The following is a 19,749-nucleotide window of genomic DNA, read 5'->3' as shown; positions in this document are numbered from 1 at the left end:
TTTAGATTTTCTTAATATATTTTTAAGTAATATTAATTAAAAAAGTACGCTATAAATGTTAGAATAACATTTGTGGAGGCGATATAATGTTTGAAAAAATAAAAAATTATCAATATCTTTTTTTCAAAATCTTAAAATTTGAAATATTTTATAAAATTGGAATAATTTTAATAATATCGCCATTTTTCAATAAAATCATTCAAATGTATTTAAATGATCGTTCCTTAGGTGGAGCCTTCAATCAATATATCGTTTTTGATTTTTTAACTATTGAAGGAATATTAATAATATTATTAGTAATGCTAGGAGCTTTAATGACCATTATTTATGAATACAGTGTCATTATTAATATGATAACTTTAAAATCACAAGGAATAGATTTTCGAATTTATGATGTCTTAAAAACCTCAATACTAAATCTAAAATGTTTAAAATATCCTAGTACTTTATTAGCTGGATTATATTTTATATTACTATTACCACTAGTTCATTTAGGATATATTAATTCTTTATTCCCTTCATTTAAAATTCCTAATTTTATATTTGGGGAATTGAAATTAACATTGGTAGGTAATATTTTAATTGTTTTAATTTATTTATTATATTATGGAATTTATCTTTTGTTATTCTTTGTACCAGTAATGATGGTTTTAAAAAAAGAAAGTTTTATCAAAGCATTTAAAGATAACTTAAAAATTCATCGTTCATTACAGTTAAAACAACGAATAACATTAATAACTTTGATTGTAGGCTGGATTATAATGGAAATGCTTTTAAAACAGCAATTACCTAATGCATTAATAAAAAATGCTGATTTTAATCGCTATTTCTTGAAGAATTTAATTACTTCATCATTATTTAGAAACTATTTAATTCAATATTTAATTTATAGTTTAATTATTGTAGCATTAATAGTTATCTTCTATCAAATAGTCTTAAAGATAGTTAGTAAGCAAAATGAAGAAATTGTCAAAGTGGCTATTGATACAGATTTTAATCAGGCTTTTGATGAAACCGTACTTGAAGCTAAGATCCAAGGTAATATTATTTATCAGTTTTTAGATAAAAATATTTTTAAAAATGAGTTTTATCAAAAACATTGGGGGATCATCAATTTAATATTCTGGGCGGCATTAGTATTAATAATTACTTATATTTCTCCCAATTCGATATACATATTATGTACTATTTTAATTGTAGTTATTGTTATGTATTTTGTAGCCAGTATCATTAATCGCTATGAACAAAAAAATAATAAAACTAAAGCTTCAAAAAGTAATTCTATATTATTTTGGCCTTATCAGATGATTAGAAACGTTTTGAACCGTTCTAAAATATATAATAAACATCCTAAAATAGTAACATTTACTTTAGTAAGTTTATCTGTTTTATTAGTTGGCGCTTATTTAGAACCATCAACGATGGTTCATCATCCTTGGGTCATTGGGCATCGAGGAAGTCACTATGGTGTTGAAAATACTTATAGTGCTGTAAAAGGCGCTAGTGACCATAATGCTAATTATGCAGAAATTGATGTTCAGCTTTCAAGTGATGGTATACCGGTAGTGATTCATGATAATGATTTATCTAGATTAGCTAATGAAAGAAAAAAAGTTAGTAATTCAACAGCTAAAGAATTAACAAAATTAACGGTATATCAAGGCAATTATCAAGATAAAATACCAACTCTTGATGGATTGATCAAGAAGATGAAAAAGAATGATATTGATGTTGATTTGTTAATTGAGTTAAAGACTGAAAATAGTGATAGTCAAAAACTTGCAAAAGAAATAATTAAAGTAGTTGAAAAAAATAATTTTGAAGATCGTTCAATTTTTATGTCATTAGATTACGATGCGGTTACTTATTTACAACAAGAGCATCCTGAATGGTGGATTGGTTATTGTATTTATGGTAGTGCTGGGGATTTAGATGAATCATTATGGAATATGGATATTGACTTTCTAGCTATTGAAGAAAATCGAGCTACATTAAGTTTTATTGAAAAAGCTAATAATAACTGGGTACCAGTTTATGTCTGGACCGTTGATACAAGTGATAAAATGCGCCAATATTTAGATATGGGCGTTAGTGGAATTATAACTAATTATCCAGATCGTGGCAAAGCGGCTGTTGATGATTACTTAAAGCACAATTATCAATATTATTATTATAAAGGTGATAGTTATCCTGCTTTTTAATACTAAGTTTAATGACTTAGTATTTTTTTATAACATTTTTGTTAGATTGGATATTTTAATATTAATTTTTAAATTAGCGATATATAATAATTTTATATAGGGGTGATAATGATGAAAATAATGATTGTTGAAGATGATCCTGTTTTAGCGCGGGAGCTAGAATTATTACTTAAAAAATGGGATTTTCAAGTAAAAGCTGATATTGATTTTAAACATGTAGATAGACAATGTTTAAAATATGCACCAGATTTAATTTTATTAGATATCAATTTACCATATTATGATGGTTTTTATTGGTGTCAAAAGATTAGAAATACATCAACAGTACCGATTTTGTTTATTTCTAGTCGTGAACAAAATGCTGATAAAATAATGGCATTATCAGCTGGTGGTGATGATTATATTGAAAAACCTTTTGATTTAGAAGTATTATTAGTCAAAATTAAAGCAATGCTAAGAAGAACATATGAATATAAACAATTAGAAAAAGAATATTTAGATGATGATACCTGCTATGATTTATTAAGTGGTCGATTAATTCATAATGATCAGGTTTTAGAGTTAACTAAATCAGAAAGTAAAATTATGACAACATTATTAGAACACCGTGGTAATTGTGTTAGTCGGGAACAATTGATGATGGTTTTATGGAATACAGATGAATTTGTAACAGATGCAACTTTATCGGTTCATATTTCAAGATTACGTAATAAATTAAAAGAATTAATGAGTGGACAAGAGGTTATCAAAACAAAAAAAGGAGTTGGTTACTATATTGATTAATTATTTAAAGAAAACCGGCTTGAAAATTTTATTTGCTATTAGTGTTATTGCTTTTATTAATATCTATTTTATTTTACTTTGTGGCAGTCGCCTATTTTTGGAAGATTTAATTTATTTAGATATAATTTTATGTTTTCTTTTAATTGTTGTAATTATTTTTGATTATTTAAAGTATTTACGATTAGTTAGATTAGAAAAACGGCAATTAGTTGACAAAGAAGAATTAAACTTAGTTTGTAGTAAGCAGATAGTTAATATATTTGCACATAATCAAAAATACTATGAACAAAAAATAAATTATTTAAATAATCAAATTCAAGATTTATCGGACTATATTTCAAAATGGTCACATGAAGCCAAATTACCACTTGCATCATTAAGATTAATGAATGAGCGTAATGAAAATGTTTTTTTAAAAAAAGATATTCGAGAAACTATTGAAAGATTACAACTGCTTTTAAATACTATGCTCATGAGCAGTAAATTAAAAAATCCTGAAAATGATATAAAAATAGAACGAATCCAGTTAACCCAAGTAATTAAAGAAGCAATAAAACATCAATCATATTTTTTAATCAACAAGCATTTTAGTATCGATATCCAATTTGATGATATTTATGTTTACAATGATCGTCGCTGGTTAACATATATGCTTGATCAGTTTATTGCAAATTCAATTAAATATTGTCAAGAAAGTCCTTGTTTAATATTTAAAATCATTGAAAATGATGCAATAACCTTAGTTGTAGAAGATAATGGAATTGGCATCAGTAAGGAAGATATGCCATACATATTTGATCGTGGTTTTGTAGGCAGCAACTTAAGAGATGGTGATTATCGTTCTACCGGAATGGGATTATATTTTGTTAAAGATATTGCTAAAAAGTTGAATATTGAGGTTCAAGTTGATCAAAATTTTCATACGGGAACTCGTTTTTTTATTAAGTTTAAAGATAATCGGGATTATTTTTTCTTAGATTAAGAAAATGTAAGATTAGCAAATTAACTGTTAGATAGCTGTTAGGATTTTTGGAGTTCAACTTGATACAATTAAGTTGTAATCTAAGGAGGACTTGATATGAAAAAAGTAGTTGAAATTAAAAATCTCGTCAAAAGTTATGGCGGTAAAGATTATCAAACGAAAGTATTAAAAAACATTAATCTAGATATTTATGAAAATGACTTTATTGCTATTATGGGACCCTCAGGGGCAGGTAAATCAACATTATTAAATATGATCTCAACGTTAGATAAACCTACTCATGGTCAGATTATTATTGATGGTGAAGATGTCAGTAATGTTAGTAATAAACGCTTATCAAAAATTAGACAAGAGAAAATAGGTTTTATTTTTCAAGACTATAATTTATTAGATAATATGACTTTGGCTGATAATATTGCTTTACCACTTAGTTTAAACGGGGTCAAAAATACTGAAGCAATTGCTCGAACTAAAGCAATGGCGGAATTATTTGGCTTAAGTAATCATTTAAACAAATATCCTTATCAATTATCTGGTGGTCAAAAACAAAGAGGAGCTAGTGCCAGAGCTTTAATTACTAATCCTCGAATAATTTTTGCAGATGAACCAACCGGAGCCCTTGATTCTAAATCTAGTAAAGATTTATTAGTATCATTAAAAAATGCTAATGAACGTGGTAATGCTACTATTTTAATGGTTACTCACGATGCTTATAGTGCCAGCTATGCTAAACAGGTATATTTTTTAAGTGATGGATCAATTAAATGTCGCTTGAATCATACTGGTAAACGAGAACAATTCTATGATGAAATATTAAGTTTATTAGCTTCGATGGGAAGTGACCAACAATGAGTTTATTTAAACTAGCGTATTCTAATTTTAAAAGAAGTATTAAAAATTATGTGTCATTAATTATTTCATTATCGTTTTCGATTTTCGTTTTCTTTAATTTTCAAAATATTGCTTTTTCAGGAGCAATGGATGTATTAAAAGATCGAAATAGTGATTATATTACAACTATTATTGAAGTTATTTCGATTGTATTTGTTATCTTTGTCTTTTTCTTTATCTGGTATGCTACAAATGTCTTTTTAGCACAGCGAAAAAAAGAAATTGGAATCTTTACATTTATGGGACTAGACAATGGTAAGATTGGTAAAATGTATGTAATTGAAATTAGTTTAGTAGCTTTATTATCATTAATAATTGGAATTGGAACCGGGATAATTTTTTCTAAATTGTTTACAATGATTTTATTAGCTCTTTCTAACATTAGTGTTGATGTATCATTTAAATTAACTTTAGCACCATTTATAATTTCGATTAGTTTGTTTATAGTTATTTTTGCGATAATGATCATTAAAGGATATATCAATATTGTAAAAAGCAGTGTTGTAGAAATGCTATCTGCTTCTAAACAAAATGAACTAAAGGTTACTAATGGTATTTTGGCTACTATTAAAGCAATAATAGGTATGATATTGTTGATTGCTGGTTACTACTGTGCATTGCAGGTTGGTGATCTAACATCATTTATGTATATTCTTTATGCAGTTGTTTTAGTAATCGTGGGTATTTACTTTTTGTATGATGGTGTTATTCCATTTGTAATCTATAAATTAATAGGTAATAAAAAATATCTATATCAAAAACAAAGAACATTATGGGTTAATAATATCGCCTTTAGATTAAAAAAGAATTACCGTACTTATGCGATTGTAACGATTTTAATGATTTGTTCAGTAACTGTTTTAGCTACTGCATTTGCAATGAAAGAACGCTATGACGGTATTGCTCATTTTAGAGATACTTATAATTATACAATTACAGCTAGTAAACAGTTAGATGAAAAACAAATAGCTGATGAAATCTCTAAAACTAATGAAGTAGAATTTTCTAATTCATATACAATGCTATCTTTAAACGATGAAGATGTAAGTAGTAAGTACACATATACTGCTAATGGAATCGTGTCATATAGTCAATTAAAACAACTGGCTAAAAAAGCTAATATTGATTTTGATTTACCAGAGTTAAATGATAATCAAGTAATTCAATTAACCCGATTATATTTAATAGATATTTCTGATCCAGTAAGTAATCCAACTATTACCATTAAAAACCAGGAATATCAAATAGTAGATGAAACTAATACATCTTATTTAGGAATTCTTCAAGAAAATATTAATACTTATGTTGTAAATGATAATGTCTATAAACAATTACAAACAACAAGTAACGAAATAAATATTTATAATTATAAAATTGCTGATCCTAATAATTATCAGGCATCAATTGGATATTTAGATTCTTTAGTTGAAAGTGAAGGAGGAGCTGTTGGTTATGTAGCGCTTGATCCTTTATATAGTGATATTGCCTGGGTTCGTGTTACTTATTCTATTTGTATTTTCTTATTTATTGTCTTTATTTTAGCTAGTGGTAGTATTATTTTTATGAAGGTTAGCAATGAAGCTTATGAAGACCGTGAACGTTATCAGATTTTAAGAAAAATGGGCATTAGTGATCGAGTATTATCAAAATCAATTAAAAATGAAATTCGCTTTGCTTATTATTGTCCATTTGTATTAATGGTAATTACTTCCTGCTTTTCAGTTCAGGCACTTGCCAATACAATGCAAACAGATTTATTTATTATAAATGTTGTTAGTGCATTAATAATACTAGTTATCTTTTATCTGGCATATTTGTTATCAGTGTTTGCTTTTAAACAAAAATGTTTAAGTGTTTATCTTTAAGTAACTATGTTTGTCATAGTTACTTTTTTGTTTACTTAATTGACTAAAATAGACATTTTTTGTTTTAATGTATTTATTAGGAGGTTAGATGATGAAAAGAGGAAAAAATCTTATTGAAGAATTTAAGAAATTTATTACTAGAGGTAATGTAATTGATATGGCTGTTGGGGTAATTATTGGGGGTTCTTTTACCACAATTGTTACTTCTTTAAATAATGATATTATTACACCGATATTAGGAATATTTGGTGGTGTTGATTTTTCAAATTTAAAATTAGTTTTAGGGAGTGGTAAAAATGCTCCGGTATTAGCTTATGGCAGTTTTATTACGGCAGTAATTAATTTTTTAATAGTTGCGTTTATTCTTTTTGCTTTGATAAAGTTAGTTAATTCAATTAATGAAAGTATTAAAGCAAAAATTGGTGAAGAAAATAAAGCTGAAGCTAAAGTAAAAATATGTCCTTTTTGTAAAGAAGAGATAAATATTGAAGCTTCAAGATGTCCTCATTGTACATCAGTAATTGATGAGTAAAATGATTTATTATCATATAAATTGCATGTAAAAATCGGATAAGCTAGAATATAGCCAAAATATAGTTTAATTATTTTCCGTTATTTAGATATTGGAGATTATATATAAGATGATAAAAATTAATAAGTGAGGAATGTAATATGGAAATATTTTGGGGAATTCTAATTCCGTTTTTTGGAACTACTGCCGGTGCTGCCTGTGTATATTTTATGAAAGATAAAATCAATAATTATGTACTAAAGCTGTTACTTGGCTTTGCTTCAGGAGTCATGGTTGCTGCATCGGTCTGGTCATTGTTGATTCCAGCGATGGAAATGTCGGCTTCAATGGGAAAATTATCATTTTTACCAGCAGCGATTGGTTTTATGTTAGGAATTTTATTTTTGTTATTTTTAGATCATATGATTCCGCATATGCATTTAGATAATAAAGCTGAAGGACCTAAAAGTCATTTGAAAAAAACAACAATGTTAATATTAGCAGTTACAATGCATAATCTACCAGAAGGAATGGCAGTAGGAGTGTTATTTGCTGGGTTTCTTTCTGGGAATCAAGACATAACTTTTGCTGGAGCGATTGCTTTATCAATCGGTATAGCGATACAAAATTTTCCTGAAGGAGCTATAATTTCAATGCCATTAAAAGCTAGTGGCTTATCAAAAAATCGTTCTTTTCTTTATGGACTGTTATCAGGTATTGTTGAACCAGCAGGTGCTGTTATAACTATTCTATTTGCTTCTAAGATGGTACCAATTTTGCCATATTTATTAGCTTTTGCAGCTGGAGCAATGATTTATGTTGTAGTTGAAGAATTAATACCAGAAGCTTCTCAGGGAGAACATAGTAATCTTGCAACAATCGGTTTTGCCATTGGGTTTGTTATTATGATGATCTTGGATGTTGCCTTAGGATAATATTTACATAAACTTAATTGTCTTTGTCTATTTTAAATACTGTTTTTAAATATAATAAAAGCTGTAGGTGATGAAGATGAAAAAAAGAGTAGGAATGGGATTATTAACAGGATTGATGACAATTGGGACTAATATGTCAAATATTTTCGCTTATACAGGTAGTGAAAAAACTAATCTGCCTAGTATAGCATTAGTATTATTGATACCATTTATGTTAGGCGTTATTTATTTGGCGTTTAAAGGTGAAACTAAGTAAATAAAAATTAACAAACATTTAAGACAAATTAGATTTTAGATTATAAAAATTATTGTAAAATAAACGTAGGTATAAAGATAATGTTTTAGTCCTTTTATGCAATTTATACCTATATATTTTGAGTAACTTTCCAATCTTGAAAATGACAGTAATATTTACTGTCATTTTCTATTTCTAGAGAAAATTTAATATTTATTTAACATATTAGTGGTATTATCGAATATATATAAAGAATAAGATATAATTGAAAATGAAGGAGGCTTATTATGAACAGGATCGCGTTAATTGCAATAGGCTTATTTATAGTATTAGAATTGATGGTTAGAGATACTATAATTTGTGGAGTACCTCTTTGGTTATTAGGATTGATTTTATTTAGCGTTATTTGGATGACGATTGTTGGTATTAGTGATAAAGTAAAAATTGAAGATTTTTATTAAATATAAAAATAGGAGGCTGATATAAATCAGTCTCCATTTTTAAAGCGGTTTTTTACAAGCGATTAATAACATCATTGGTCGACGCATTTCATCTTTCATGCCTGGAAGATCCATCATTTCTTCAGGTGGTTGTGGTTCAACGATGTTAGTTAATAAAAAGCCATTATTTAAAAGAGTTTCAATATATGTTGTTAAAGTACGATGATATTTAGTTACTTTTTCATCTAAAAAAATTGCCTCTCTTTTACCTTCATAATAATAATTATCAACTGGGAAATGTAATATTTCACCATTATCATCATAATACCAGTCTTGAGATCCAGCTGATGTAAATATTGGATGTTCTACTGAAAAAACAAAATCACCACCTGGTTTTAACCAGTTATAAATATTTTTTATTAAAGAAACAAAGTCTTCAACATAATGGAAAGCTAAAGAACTCAAAATAATATCAAAACTTTCTTTCGATAAGTTTAAATCTTCCATTGCAATTTGCTGATATTCAATATTATCAGCACTATTAATTTCCTGGGCTTTTTGTAACATCCTTTTAGAAATATCTGTTCCTAAAACATATATGGCTCCATTATCGCTGGCGTATTTACAATGCCAGCCAAAACCACAGCCTAAATCAAGAACTTTTTTATCATGAAAATCTGGAAGAATTTTTTTAAGTTCATGCCATTCACCAGCACCATCTAAACCGTTTATTGAGCGATTCATTTGTAGATATTTATTAAAAAACACAAGGTTATCATATTTATTTTCTTTCATATTCAATTTCTCTTTCTAAATCACCGCTGTTTTCATAAATTCCAAATGAGGAAGATAGTAATAAAAATAAAATACCAGTATGAACCCAAAAAATAGTGTAATCTAAAGTACCGTGTAACAAAATTACAGTAATACATGAAATTACTAAGGCAACATAACGAATATTTAATCTTTTTTTGTATACTTTAATTAATCTTTTAAAATTATCAATAACATAAGGAACTAGCACGGATATTCCAATTACCCCAAAGGATAAAATAGGATCTAAATAAACGCTATGAGCATGTTGAGTAACGTGACCGTGATATTTTTCAAAGATCATCATATATGTCATAGGCCCTTGACCAAATAAAGGATGAGCTTTGATACCAGTAATAGCAGCTCGCCATATTTTCATTCTAACGGCAAAGTTGTCAAAGATTCGTTCAATACGTGGAAATTGTTCCGGATTAAAGATAAAGTAAATGCCACAAAGTACACAGGCAAGAGCTATTAATAAACAAATACGGAAATTTTTATTAACGATTAAAAATACTAACATTGCTCCAGCTGTTGCGATTAATGCAGTTCGACAACCAGTCATATATAGTAAAAAGAAATTAATTAAAGCTACTACAAAATAATAAGCTTGTTTCTTTAAGTCTTTAGTTCCAAATATTTTATAACCAATCATCATAATAATAAATTCAATCATCATTGCATAATAATTGGCATTGAAAAATACTGAATTAAGACGATTTTCTCGACGGCTGAATACTTTTAAGGTAAAATGGTCATACCCAAGCCGTTGTAAAATTTGGGTTTGTTCATATAATCCATATATTGCCCATAAAACTGATAGTGCAATTAATAAATCAAGAATAAACTCAAAAGTGTCTTGATTGATATATTGGCGATAATATAGCATTAGTGAAACAGCTATAAAAATTAAAGCTAGGCAACCAACACCAATCCAGTTTTGATAAATTAGAGATACTATTAAACTTATTGCCATGAAAATAAGTAAATATTTGGATTTTGGGGTGGTTTTATAAGCATTAATAATTTTTTTGGTATACAATAAATATATTGTTACAACTAATAAAAAAGGGACACAAATATAAAAAGGTGTCGATAAACTAAATGCTATTGCAATTAATAGCAGCTGTTCTTTAGAAAAACGGTTTTTTAATGAATCTAAATATTGCATAACAGACCTCCAAGTACTGTTACTATAGCATAAAATTAAAGTGGTTACAAATAAGGAGAAGTAATGGAAAAGTACCTATATGTATTCAATTATCCGCCTGAAGAACGTGATTTATGTGCATTAGAATTTCGGGCATTATTTAAAGAAGAATATTTAAGCAAATATTATTTAAGTAATATTGATTATAGTGTTGATCAAAGTGTTTTTATGAAAGCTAAGGTTGATATTTGGTCTGTAGATAAAAACTTTGATCGATTAATAGAGAAAGTTAAACAATTGCATTATGAGTTTGAGGAATTTAAGGTTATTTATTTAAAAAATGAAATTAGCCATGTTGATTATCAAGAAACATTGCAGAAGTGTAAAGATATTTCCTGGGCTATTGAAGGAACTGTTAATATGTCTAAACCTAAACATATTATTGCAATTACTAAGTTGAATCAATTATGGCTTTGCGGCTATTATCATCATGGTATTCCATCGTGGAAAAAACATGATGATAAACCGAATACTTTTTCTAACTCGTTAGATATTAGACTGGCTAGAACGTTAGTTAACATTGCCTATCAAGGTGATAAAAGCTTAAAAATAGTTGATCCTTGTTGTGGAATGGCGACTGTAGTTTTAGAAGGATTAGCACTAGGACTAAATATTGAGGGATTTGATATTTCTCGGGAAATATCATGGCAAGCACGAAAAAACTTAAAATACTATGGTTATAATGAGTATTTAATTAATAAGGTAAGTATTCATAATTTGGATAAACATTATGATGTTGCCATAATTGATTTACCTTATAATTTATATACACCAATTAGCTATCAAGAGCAGTGCCAAATAATTGAATCATCAAGAAGAATCTGTAATCGACTAGTGATAGTTACATTTGAAGAAATGTCTGGTGAAATTATTAAGGCTGGATATAATATAGACGATAGTTGTTTTCGAAGAAAGGGCGAAAAAAATAAATTTGGGCGCTATATTTATGTTTGCAGCTAAATTATAAAGTAAATTGGCTATAATTATTTATAGTTGGGAGGGTAACAATGAAATTATTAAAATACATTAAAGATTATCGGTTTCCAGCTATTGGCGGATTTGTTTCCAAGATAGCTGAAGCCGCTTTAGAATTATTAGTACCACTAGTAATGGCTGATATTATCGATGTTGGAATTGCTAATAATGATCAAAATTATATTTTATCACGGGGATTAATATTAGTAGCATTAGCTGTTATTGGATATCTGTTTGCGTTGATATGTCAATATTATGCATCAGTAACATCACAAAGTGTAGGGACTAAACTTAGAGAGGATATGTATCATCAGATAAATCGCTATGATCATCACAATTTAGATAAATTAAATGCACCAACATTAGTAACTCGATTAGTAAATGATGTTGTTCAAATTCAATTAGCAATTGCTATGACGATTCGTTTAACATCAAGAGCTCCTTTTATTATGTTAGGTTCGTTATTTTTAGCCTTTTTAATCAGTGGTCCATTAGCCTTGATCTTTGTTTGTGGAGCAGTAATTTTAGCAATTGTCATGTTATTAATTACAATAGTTTCAATGCCATATTTTAATCGGGTCCAACAAAAACTTGATCAAATAAGTTTAATTGTACGTGAAAACTTAAATGGGATTCGAGTTATTAGAGCTTTTGCTTCACAAGACAAAGAAATTAATAAGTTTAAACAGGAAACTAAAAGTCAAAAAGATATTCAAGTTAAAGTGGGGAGTATTCAGGCGTTATTGAATCCTTTTACACAATTGATCGTAAATGTTGCAATTGTATTGATTATTTATTTTGGTGGGGTCCAGGTAAATATTGGTGGATTATCACAAGGTGAAGTTATTGCTTTAGTTAATTATATGAATTCAATTCTTTTAGCTTTGATTGTTTTTGCAAATGTTATCTCTATTTACAATAAAGCTGGAGCTAGTTATTCACGAATATTTGAAGTGTTAGAAACTAATCCTGATATTACAAGTTTATCTAATGAAACAGATTGGAATGATACACCGGTTTGTTTGGAGTTTAAAAATGTTGATTTTGCTTATAATAAAAAGAATGTTTTAACAAACATTAATTTTAAGATTTTTGCTGGTCAGACAATTGGTATTATTGGCGGAACTGGTGCAGGTAAAACTTCTTTAGTAAATCTAATTGCTCGTTTTTATGATGTTAATAATGGAGAAATTTATTTAAATGAAAAGCCAATTAAAGACTATGATTTACAATCACTACGAAGTTTCATTGGTTTTGTACCTCAGTATGCTTCTTTGATTTCAGGAACGATAAGAGAAAATCTGCAATTAGGTAATCAAAACGCTAGTGATGAAAAATTAATGACGGCTTTACAAATTGCACAGGGAGTAGAATTAGTAGAAGATAAAGAAAGAGGCTTAGATACATTTATTGACCAAGGTGGTAAAAACTTATCTGGTGGCCAAAAACAGCGTCTAACTATTGCTAGGGCTTTAGTAAAAGATCCTAAGATTTTAATCTTAGATGATAGTTCAAGTGCTCTTGATTATGCTACCGATTTTAGGTTACGTCAGGAATTAAAGAAATTGCAAATGACTAAAATTATTATTTCACAAAGAATTGCTTCTGTTGAACAGGCTGATAAAATTCTTGTTTTATATCATGGTGAATTAGTTGGCTATGATAGTCATGAAAATTTGATGAAGAATTGCCAGATTTATCAAGAAATTTATGCTTCTCAGCATAGTGGGGATGGTGATTTACATGGATAATAAAACTATTATGCGTTTAATTACATATTGTAAACCGTATCGAATTATTTTAATTGGGATTTTTGTTTTATCTTTTATAAGTGTTTGTTTAACACTGATTACTCCAATTCTATTTGGTCAAGCTATTGATTTATTGATTGGAGTAGGTAAAGTTGATTTTAATGCTTTAATAAATCAATTGTTATTTATTGTTTTAATAATTATTGCTGGGTCGATAGTACAATGGATATTATCACAGCTAACAAACAAAATAACTTATAATATTACTAATGATTTACGAGATCGAGTTTTTGAAAAGATTCATTTATTACCACTAAAATATATTGATCAACATCCTCATGGAGATATTATTGGACGAGTTATTAATGATATTGATTTAATAGGCAGTGGTTTATTGCAAAGTTTTACTAGCTTGTTTACAGGAATTGCAACGATCGTAGGGACAATTATTATTATGTGTTTAATTAATTTGACGATTGCTGCAGTGGTAATTGTTTTAACACCATTATCACTTTTAGTAGCTTCATTGATTGTTAAAAGAACACATTTATATTTTCAAGAACAATTAGAGATTCGTGGTGATATGAATGGATATATTGAAGAAATGATTGGTAATCAACGTTTGATTAAAGCATTTAATTATGAAGAATTAAATGAACAAAGATTTGCACAAATTAATCAGCGGATGCATGTTAGTGGCGTTAAATCCCAGTTTTATGGTGCTTTGATAAATCCTACAACAAGAATAGTAAACAGTTTGGTTTATGGTGCAGTTGGTGTTTTTGGGGCAATTAGTGTTTTAAATGGACATTTTAGTGTTGGATTATTATCGAGCTTTTTAACATATGCCAATCAATACACTAAACCATTTAATGAAATTTCTTCAGTAATGACAGAAATGCAAACTGCTCTTGCAGCTAGTGGAAGAGTATTTAAATTATTAGATGAAAAAGTTGAAAAACCAGTTGCTAATCCGCAAACGATTGAAAATATCAGGGGACAGGTTTGTTTAAAGGATGTTTGTTTTAGCTATAATCCTGATATATCGTTAATTGAAAATTTAAGTTTAGAAGCTAAACCAGGACAAACAGTTGCTATTGTTGGTAAAACTGGTTGTGGGAAAACGACGTTAATAAATTTATTAATGCGTTTCTATGATCAAACCAGTGGTACTATCCAAGTAGATAACATTGATACTAGAGATATGGAAAGAAATTATTTACGACGATTATACGGAATGGTTTTACAAGAATCTTGGATCTTTAAAGGGACAATTAAAGAAAATATTGCTTATGGAAAAAGTGATGCAAGTGATCAAGAAATAATTGCTGCGGCCAAAAAAGCCCGGGTTCATAAGTTTATTATGAAGTTACCAGAAGGGTATGATACGTTAGTAGAAGAAGATGGTGGCAATCTTTCTCAAGGACAAAAACAGTTAATTTGTATAGCTCGAATTATGCTTACTAAACCACCGATGTTGATTTTAGATGAAGCGACTAGTTCGATTGATACACGAACTGAATTACAAATCCAGGAAGCTTTTGATATTATGATGGAAGGAAGAACGACATTTATTGTTGCCCATCGTTTATCGACGATTAAAAATGCTGATGTTATTTTAGTAATGGATAAAGGTCGTATTTTAGAACAAGGAACGCATCGAGAATTGTTAGCTAAACATGGTTATTATTATAATCTATACCATAGTCAGTTTAATTTAGGAAACAGTCAATAAAATGACTGTTTTTAATCTTTTTAACAAAAAAAATGAAAATATTTATCTTTTTTCTAAAAATAATTTATTAAAATAAATTATTATATTGACAAATAAGAATTACAAGTGTATTTTTATTCTTAACAATATTAAGGGGGAAGAAAAATGAATGGTTTAGTATTGCTCGTTATCGCAATGGTAGTTTTGATCGTTGCTTATGTTGTTTACGGGCGTTATTTGGAAAGAACATGGGGAGTTGATCCAAATGCTAAAACCCCTGCGATTAAGAATGATGATGGCGTTGATTATGTACCTAGTAATAAATGGAATGTTTTCGCACATCAATTTTCTTCAATTGCGGGTGCTGGGCCAGTAACTGGACCGGTTATGGCATTGATGTTTGGTTGGATACCAACTGTTTTATGGATCCTTATAGGTGGTATTTTCTTTGGTGCTGTTCAAGATTTTGGGGCATTATATGCTTCAGTTAAATCTGATGGTAAATCGATGGGCGGAATTATCGAAGAATATATTGGTAAAACAGGAAGAAAATTATTCTTTTTATTTTGCTGGTTATTTACATTACTTGTAATTGCAGCTTTTGCCGATATGGTAGCTGGTACATTTAATGGCTTTGGGGCAGATGGGTCAAAAGTTGCCGCTAATGGTTCGGCTGCTTCGATTTCAATGTTGTACATTGTTGTTGCAATCGGATTTGGTTTCTTTTTAAGAAAATTCAAAGTTAGTGGTAAATTACAAGCGGCTATTGGAATTGTTTTGATTTTATTGATGTTAGCAGTAGGAATTGCTTTTCCAATTTATTTTGATAAAACAACATGGTTATATGTAGTGTTTGTCTATATTTTCTTTGCATCAATTACACCAATGTGGTTATTAAAACAACCTCGTGATTATTTAACTACATTCTTATTTGTAGGAATGATCATTGCAGCTGTTGTTGGTGTGCTTATTTACAATCCAACTATTTCTACACCTGCATTTACTGGATTTGTAACTGATAGTGGAAGTTACTTATTCCCAACATTATTTGTAACTATTGCTTGTGGGGCAGTTTCTGGATTCCACTCTTTGGTTTCTTCAGAAACAAGCAGTAAACAAATTGAAAATGAAAAAGATATGTTACAAGTTGGATATGGTTCAATGTTATTAGAATCATTATTAGCAATCTTAGTTGTTGTTGTAGTTGGGTCTTTATCTTCATTAATTGCTGATGGTACTTTAAATCAACAACTTACAGCAATGGTAACTGTTGAAGGTGGAGCTACTCCATTTACTCAATTTGCAGTTGGGGTTACTGGTTTTGTTTCTCAATTAGGATTACCTCAAGAATGGGGAATTTGTATTATGACAATGTTTGTTTCAGCATTGGCATTAACTTCATTAGATGCTGTAGCAAGAATTAGTCGTTTATCATTCCAAGAATTCTTTGAAATAGAACTTGGTCAAGAACAATCTGGAATAAATAAATTTTTAACAAATAAATATGTAGCTACATTAATTTCATTATTCTGTGGATATTTATTATCTTTAGGTGGTTACAACAATATTTGGCCATTATTTGGATCAGCTAACCAATTATTAGCTGCGATGGTATTAATTAGTATTTCAGTATTCTTAAAGGTAACTGGAAGAAAAGGATGGATGTTATATATCCCAATGTGTTTAATGTTAGTTGTAACATTAACTTCATTAGGAATGTCAATTTATAACATTGTTACTGCATGGATGACAACAGGAACAATTGATTTCTTGACATCCGGATTACAATTAATTGTAGCAGTATTGTTAGTTGCTTTAGGTGTATTAGTAGCATTCTTTGATTTCAAAAAATTATTTGAATCTAAAAAAGCAACAGCGTAATTAAAGATAAAAGTGCTAATTGTTAGGATTAGCACTTTTTTTATAAGAAATAAAATCACGATTTTTTTAATCATTTAACATTTTATCAGACATTTTTTTAGCAATTAATATTAATGCAATGGCTAATGCGGCTAAAATAGCAGAGCCTAGATATCCCATCACATATGATCCAGTTGCATCATAGAAGCTGGCTGAAATTTTTGGTCCGACAAAAGCTCCAATACCATATCCAATAAAAATCAATCCATAATTACGATTATAATATTTTGAGCCAAAGATTATTTTAACCATTGGTGCAAAGACAACTAGCAGCCCCCCAAAAGAAAAGCCAACTAAAGCAATACATAAAATGAAATAAATATAAGAATCAGCAATAGTTAACATTAACATTGAAATACCGTTAATAACTAAAACTAGTAGCAGAGAATTCCAGCCTTTTAATTTATCATAGATAAAGCCGAATGCAATTCGTCCAAACATATTAAATAAAGTCATTAAACTTACACATAGAGCAGCATCCATTGCTGATAAACCAATTTGATTTTGAGCAATTGGTGATGTGGCACTAACCATCATAGTACCAGCAGCATTAGCAAAAATAAACATTAATAACAAAATCCAGAAAATTGGTGTTTTAACCATTTGAGGAATATTGTAATCTTTAGTGTTTAATTCTTTGCTTTGTTCAGTAGATGGAACCCATCCTTCAGGAGTCCAGCCATCAGGGCAAGGAACGATCATCCAGGCTACTAGACCAACCCCAATTAAAAAGATAATTCCTAAAATTTTACAAGCACTTTGAGCCCCATAATTGTCAATTAACATTTGGGCAATTGGTGACATGATAAATGGACCACAAGCAGCTCTAGCTTGAACTAAACCAGAAATAGATCCGCTTTTATCAGGAAACCATTTTAATGCTGTTGGTAAACAGGCTGGATAAATCATCCCAGCACCAGCTCCAGCGATAAAGCCATATGCAATATAAAGGAATGGAATTGTATTAGCAAAACCAGTTAAGATCCACCCTCCTGCAAATAAAGCTAATCCGATATAAATGGCGATTCGTGGCTGGAGTTTTTCAGCTAAAATTCCGCCTAGAAAGCCAACAGCACAATAAATAAACATATAAATGGTATAAGCCATTGAAAAATCAGAACTACTCCAACCAAATTGATCGCATAATGGTAATGCAAATAAACTAAAGAAAGCAGTAGCTGATGTAAATAAACTTTGTATCCAAACTCCCGCAAAAACACGCCAGCGAGTTGCTTTAGTAATTTTCATTCTTTTAATCCTCCATTATTGTAAAGTTCCTAAATCTAATGGAATATCACGACCGTTAAATTTTCCAGCTTCGCGACTAGTTCCCATCCAATAAACCATATCAGTAATGTCTTCAACGTCTAAAAATGGGACCCCAGCATACATTTCTTCAACAGATGTAAAGTTATTACCAGTTAATTCATTGATAAATTCAACATAATCCATTGTTTCGCACATTGGAGTTTTTACTTTAGTTGGCGTTGAAGAAGAATTTGCGCAGCTTCTTGATATTAAAGAAACATAATATGTTAAATACTATCCACCATGTCAATGTTTATATCTGTGTATTTCATCACGTTCGAGCCAATTTTTAACATATCAGGTTTTAAATCCGGCATTTGAGTATATGAAAAAGCATAATTTACAACTAGCTGGTGATATAATTACTCAAATTGTTTCAATGTGTAAGCCAGATCAAGAATATTTTAACTGGCATAATATCTGGATACCAATCGAATAAAAAGGGGCTGTAACGAAAGGAGGTTTTTTTAACCTTTAATGAAGCGTTACAGCTTCTTTTTTTGTTTTGAAGATTATTTTTTGGAAAATTTAATTTTTTTGCTATTTTTAATTAATTTTTGTATAAAAAAAAGCCTTTTTAGGCGCAATAAGGGTATCTGTTTCAAAATCAGTTTTTTTTCAAGGACTTTTTGGATCTTTTTAATTAATTAGAGCTTCTTTTTTTCGCTTCTCCATCATCATTTTATGATATTTTCTAATATTAAATCCTATTGCGACCAGCGTTATTTCTAATTTGACTCCAGATTCTCCTCTTCTTCTTAATTTTGAGTAATGATGATCTTCCTTTAATATCCCAAATACTCCTTCTGAATATATCTGTCTCCATTTTATATATTCTTTTCCTACTTCACTAGCCAGATTATCTCTTACTTCTTTCTTCATCTGATTTAATTTTTCATTATTTGTTATTTTTCGGTTGCCTTTGCTTTTTGTACACTTTGATTTTAACGGGCATCCTTCGCAATGTTTATTTTCCAGTATCTGATTTACTTTCTTATATTGCCCTTTGGTATTGATCGTTTCTCTCACAAATTCAAATTTATATCCCTGTGGACACACATAACTTCCATCTTCCTGCCGCATTTGAGATACCTTGAATTGATTCTTTTCTGTCTTTTTTTCCTGTTCTTTATAATATCCCGAATATTTCATATATAAATCTATCTCATGTTTTTTACAGAACATGTAATTATCATAACTTCCATATCCGGCATC

18 protein-coding genes are annotated in these 19,749 nt (G+C 29.1%); 13 read left to right on the top strand and 5 right to left on the bottom strand.

The window, feature by feature from the left end; all coding sequences use genetic code 11:
• Positions 1-86: 86 nt before the first annotated feature.
• The 9 genes from B5F09_RS08500 (at position 87) to B5F09_RS15015 (ending at position 8,864) form a co-directional block, all read left to right on the top strand.
• Positions 87-2,201: a glycerophosphodiester phosphodiesterase family protein gene (locus tag B5F09_RS08500; protein ID WP_087373588.1), complete on the top strand. Its 2,115-nt coding sequence runs from the start codon at positions 87-89 to the stop codon at positions 2,199-2,201.
• Between the two features lie 111 nt (positions 2,202-2,312).
• Positions 2,313-2,984, top strand: coding sequence for a response regulator transcription factor (locus tag B5F09_RS08495; RefSeq protein ID WP_087302452.1), 672 nt, complete (start codon positions 2,313-2,315; stop codon positions 2,982-2,984).
• The gene (locus B5F09_RS08490; RefSeq protein ID WP_087373586.1) at positions 2,977-3,966 is read left to right on the top strand and encodes a HAMP domain-containing sensor histidine kinase; all 990 of its coding nucleotides are present in this window, start codon (positions 2,977-2,979) and stop codon (positions 3,964-3,966) included. The genes B5F09_RS08495 and B5F09_RS08490 overlap by 8 nt, the downstream gene beginning before the upstream one ends.
• 96 nt (positions 3,967-4,062) lie before the next feature.
• A complete protein-coding gene (locus tag B5F09_RS08485) occupies positions 4,063-4,818 on the top strand; it encodes an ABC transporter ATP-binding protein (protein WP_087373584.1) in 756 nt (251 codons plus the stop codon).
• Entirely contained in the window at positions 4,815-6,722 is a 1,908-nt protein-coding gene (locus B5F09_RS08480) for an FtsX-like permease family protein (protein WP_087373582.1), read from the top strand. Before B5F09_RS08485 ends, B5F09_RS08480 begins: the two co-directional genes overlap by 4 nt.
• A gap of 88 nt (positions 6,723-6,810) precedes the next feature.
• On the top strand, positions 6,811-7,254 hold the full coding sequence (mscL, locus tag B5F09_RS08475) for a large conductance mechanosensitive channel protein MscL (protein ID WP_204215267.1): 444 nt from the start codon (positions 6,811-6,813) through the stop codon (positions 7,252-7,254).
• 140 nt (positions 7,255-7,394) lie between these two features.
• The gene (locus tag B5F09_RS08470; protein WP_087302462.1) at positions 7,395-8,168 is read left to right on the top strand and encodes a ZIP family metal transporter; all 774 of its coding nucleotides are present in this window, start codon (positions 7,395-7,397) and stop codon (positions 8,166-8,168) included.
• 76 nt (positions 8,169-8,244) lie between these two features.
• On the top strand, positions 8,245-8,424 hold the full coding sequence (locus B5F09_RS08465; RefSeq protein WP_087302464.1) for a hypothetical protein: 180 nt from the start codon (positions 8,245-8,247) through the stop codon (positions 8,422-8,424).
• Between the two features lie 266 nt (positions 8,425-8,690).
• A complete protein-coding gene (locus B5F09_RS15015) occupies positions 8,691-8,864 on the top strand; it encodes a hypothetical protein (protein ID WP_204215265.1) in 174 nt (57 codons plus the stop codon).
• Positions 8,865-8,903: 39 nt separating this feature from the next.
• On the opposite strand, the gene B5F09_RS08460 is transcribed toward B5F09_RS15015, so the two are convergent.
• The gene (locus B5F09_RS08460) at positions 8,904-9,638 is read right to left on the bottom strand and encodes a bifunctional 2-polyprenyl-6-hydroxyphenol methylase/3-demethylubiquinol 3-O-methyltransferase UbiG (protein WP_087373580.1); all 735 of its coding nucleotides are present in this window, start codon (positions 9,636-9,638) and stop codon (positions 8,904-8,906) included.
• Positions 9,625-10,827 carry an O-antigen ligase gene (locus B5F09_RS08455; RefSeq protein WP_087373578.1) on the bottom strand — a complete coding sequence of 401 codons (1,203 nt, stop codon included), beginning with the start codon at positions 10,825-10,827 and terminating at the stop codon, positions 9,625-9,627. Before B5F09_RS08455 ends, B5F09_RS08460 begins: the two co-directional genes overlap by 14 nt.
• A 63-nt stretch (positions 10,828-10,890) precedes the next feature.
• Between B5F09_RS08455 and B5F09_RS08450 the strand changes: the two genes are divergently transcribed.
• From B5F09_RS08450 to B5F09_RS08435, 4 genes are all read left to right on the top strand, one after another.
• A complete protein-coding gene (locus B5F09_RS08450) occupies positions 10,891-11,826 on the top strand; it encodes a TRM11 family methyltransferase (RefSeq protein ID WP_087301546.1) in 936 nt (311 codons plus the stop codon).
• A 47-nt stretch (positions 11,827-11,873) separates the two neighbouring features.
• Positions 11,874-13,592, top strand: a complete 1,719-nt coding sequence (locus B5F09_RS08445) for an ABC transporter ATP-binding protein (protein ID WP_087373576.1) — start codon at positions 11,874-11,876, stop codon at positions 13,590-13,592.
• Positions 13,585-15,327, top strand: a complete 1,743-nt coding sequence (locus tag B5F09_RS08440; RefSeq protein WP_087373573.1) for an ABC transporter ATP-binding protein — start codon at positions 13,585-13,587, stop codon at positions 15,325-15,327. The genes B5F09_RS08445 and B5F09_RS08440 overlap by 8 nt, the downstream gene beginning before the upstream one ends.
• Positions 15,328-15,471: 144 nt before the next feature.
• Entirely contained in the window at positions 15,472-17,187 is a 1,716-nt protein-coding gene (locus B5F09_RS08435) for a carbon starvation protein A (protein ID WP_087373571.1), read from the top strand.
• A 66-nt stretch (positions 17,188-17,253) separates the two neighbouring features.
• Here the strand turns inward: B5F09_RS08435 and B5F09_RS08430 are convergent, their stop codons facing one another.
• The 3 genes from B5F09_RS08430 to B5F09_RS08420 all read right to left on the bottom strand — a co-directional run.
• Complete coding sequence (locus tag B5F09_RS08430; RefSeq protein ID WP_087373569.1) at positions 17,254-18,474, bottom strand: OFA family MFS transporter; 1,221 nt, start codon at positions 18,472-18,474, stop codon at positions 17,254-17,256.
• Between the two features lie 15 nt (positions 18,475-18,489).
• Complete coding sequence (locus B5F09_RS08425) at positions 18,490-18,678, bottom strand: hypothetical protein (RefSeq protein ID WP_204215263.1); 189 nt, start codon at positions 18,676-18,678, stop codon at positions 18,490-18,492.
• A gap of 495 nt (positions 18,679-19,173) precedes the next feature.
• A partial coding sequence (locus B5F09_RS08420; RefSeq protein WP_087373568.1) for a transposase occupies positions 19,174-19,749 on the bottom strand: 576 nt, incomplete at its 5' end.

This window comes from Erysipelatoclostridium sp. An173 (assembly GCF_002160495.1).
Classification (GTDB): domain Bacteria; phylum Bacillota_I; class Bacilli_A; order Erysipelotrichales; family Coprobacillaceae; genus Thomasclavelia; species Thomasclavelia merdavium.
Note: the sequence above shows the minus strand (reverse complement) of the source record. Positions and strands in the feature narration are given on the sequence as shown.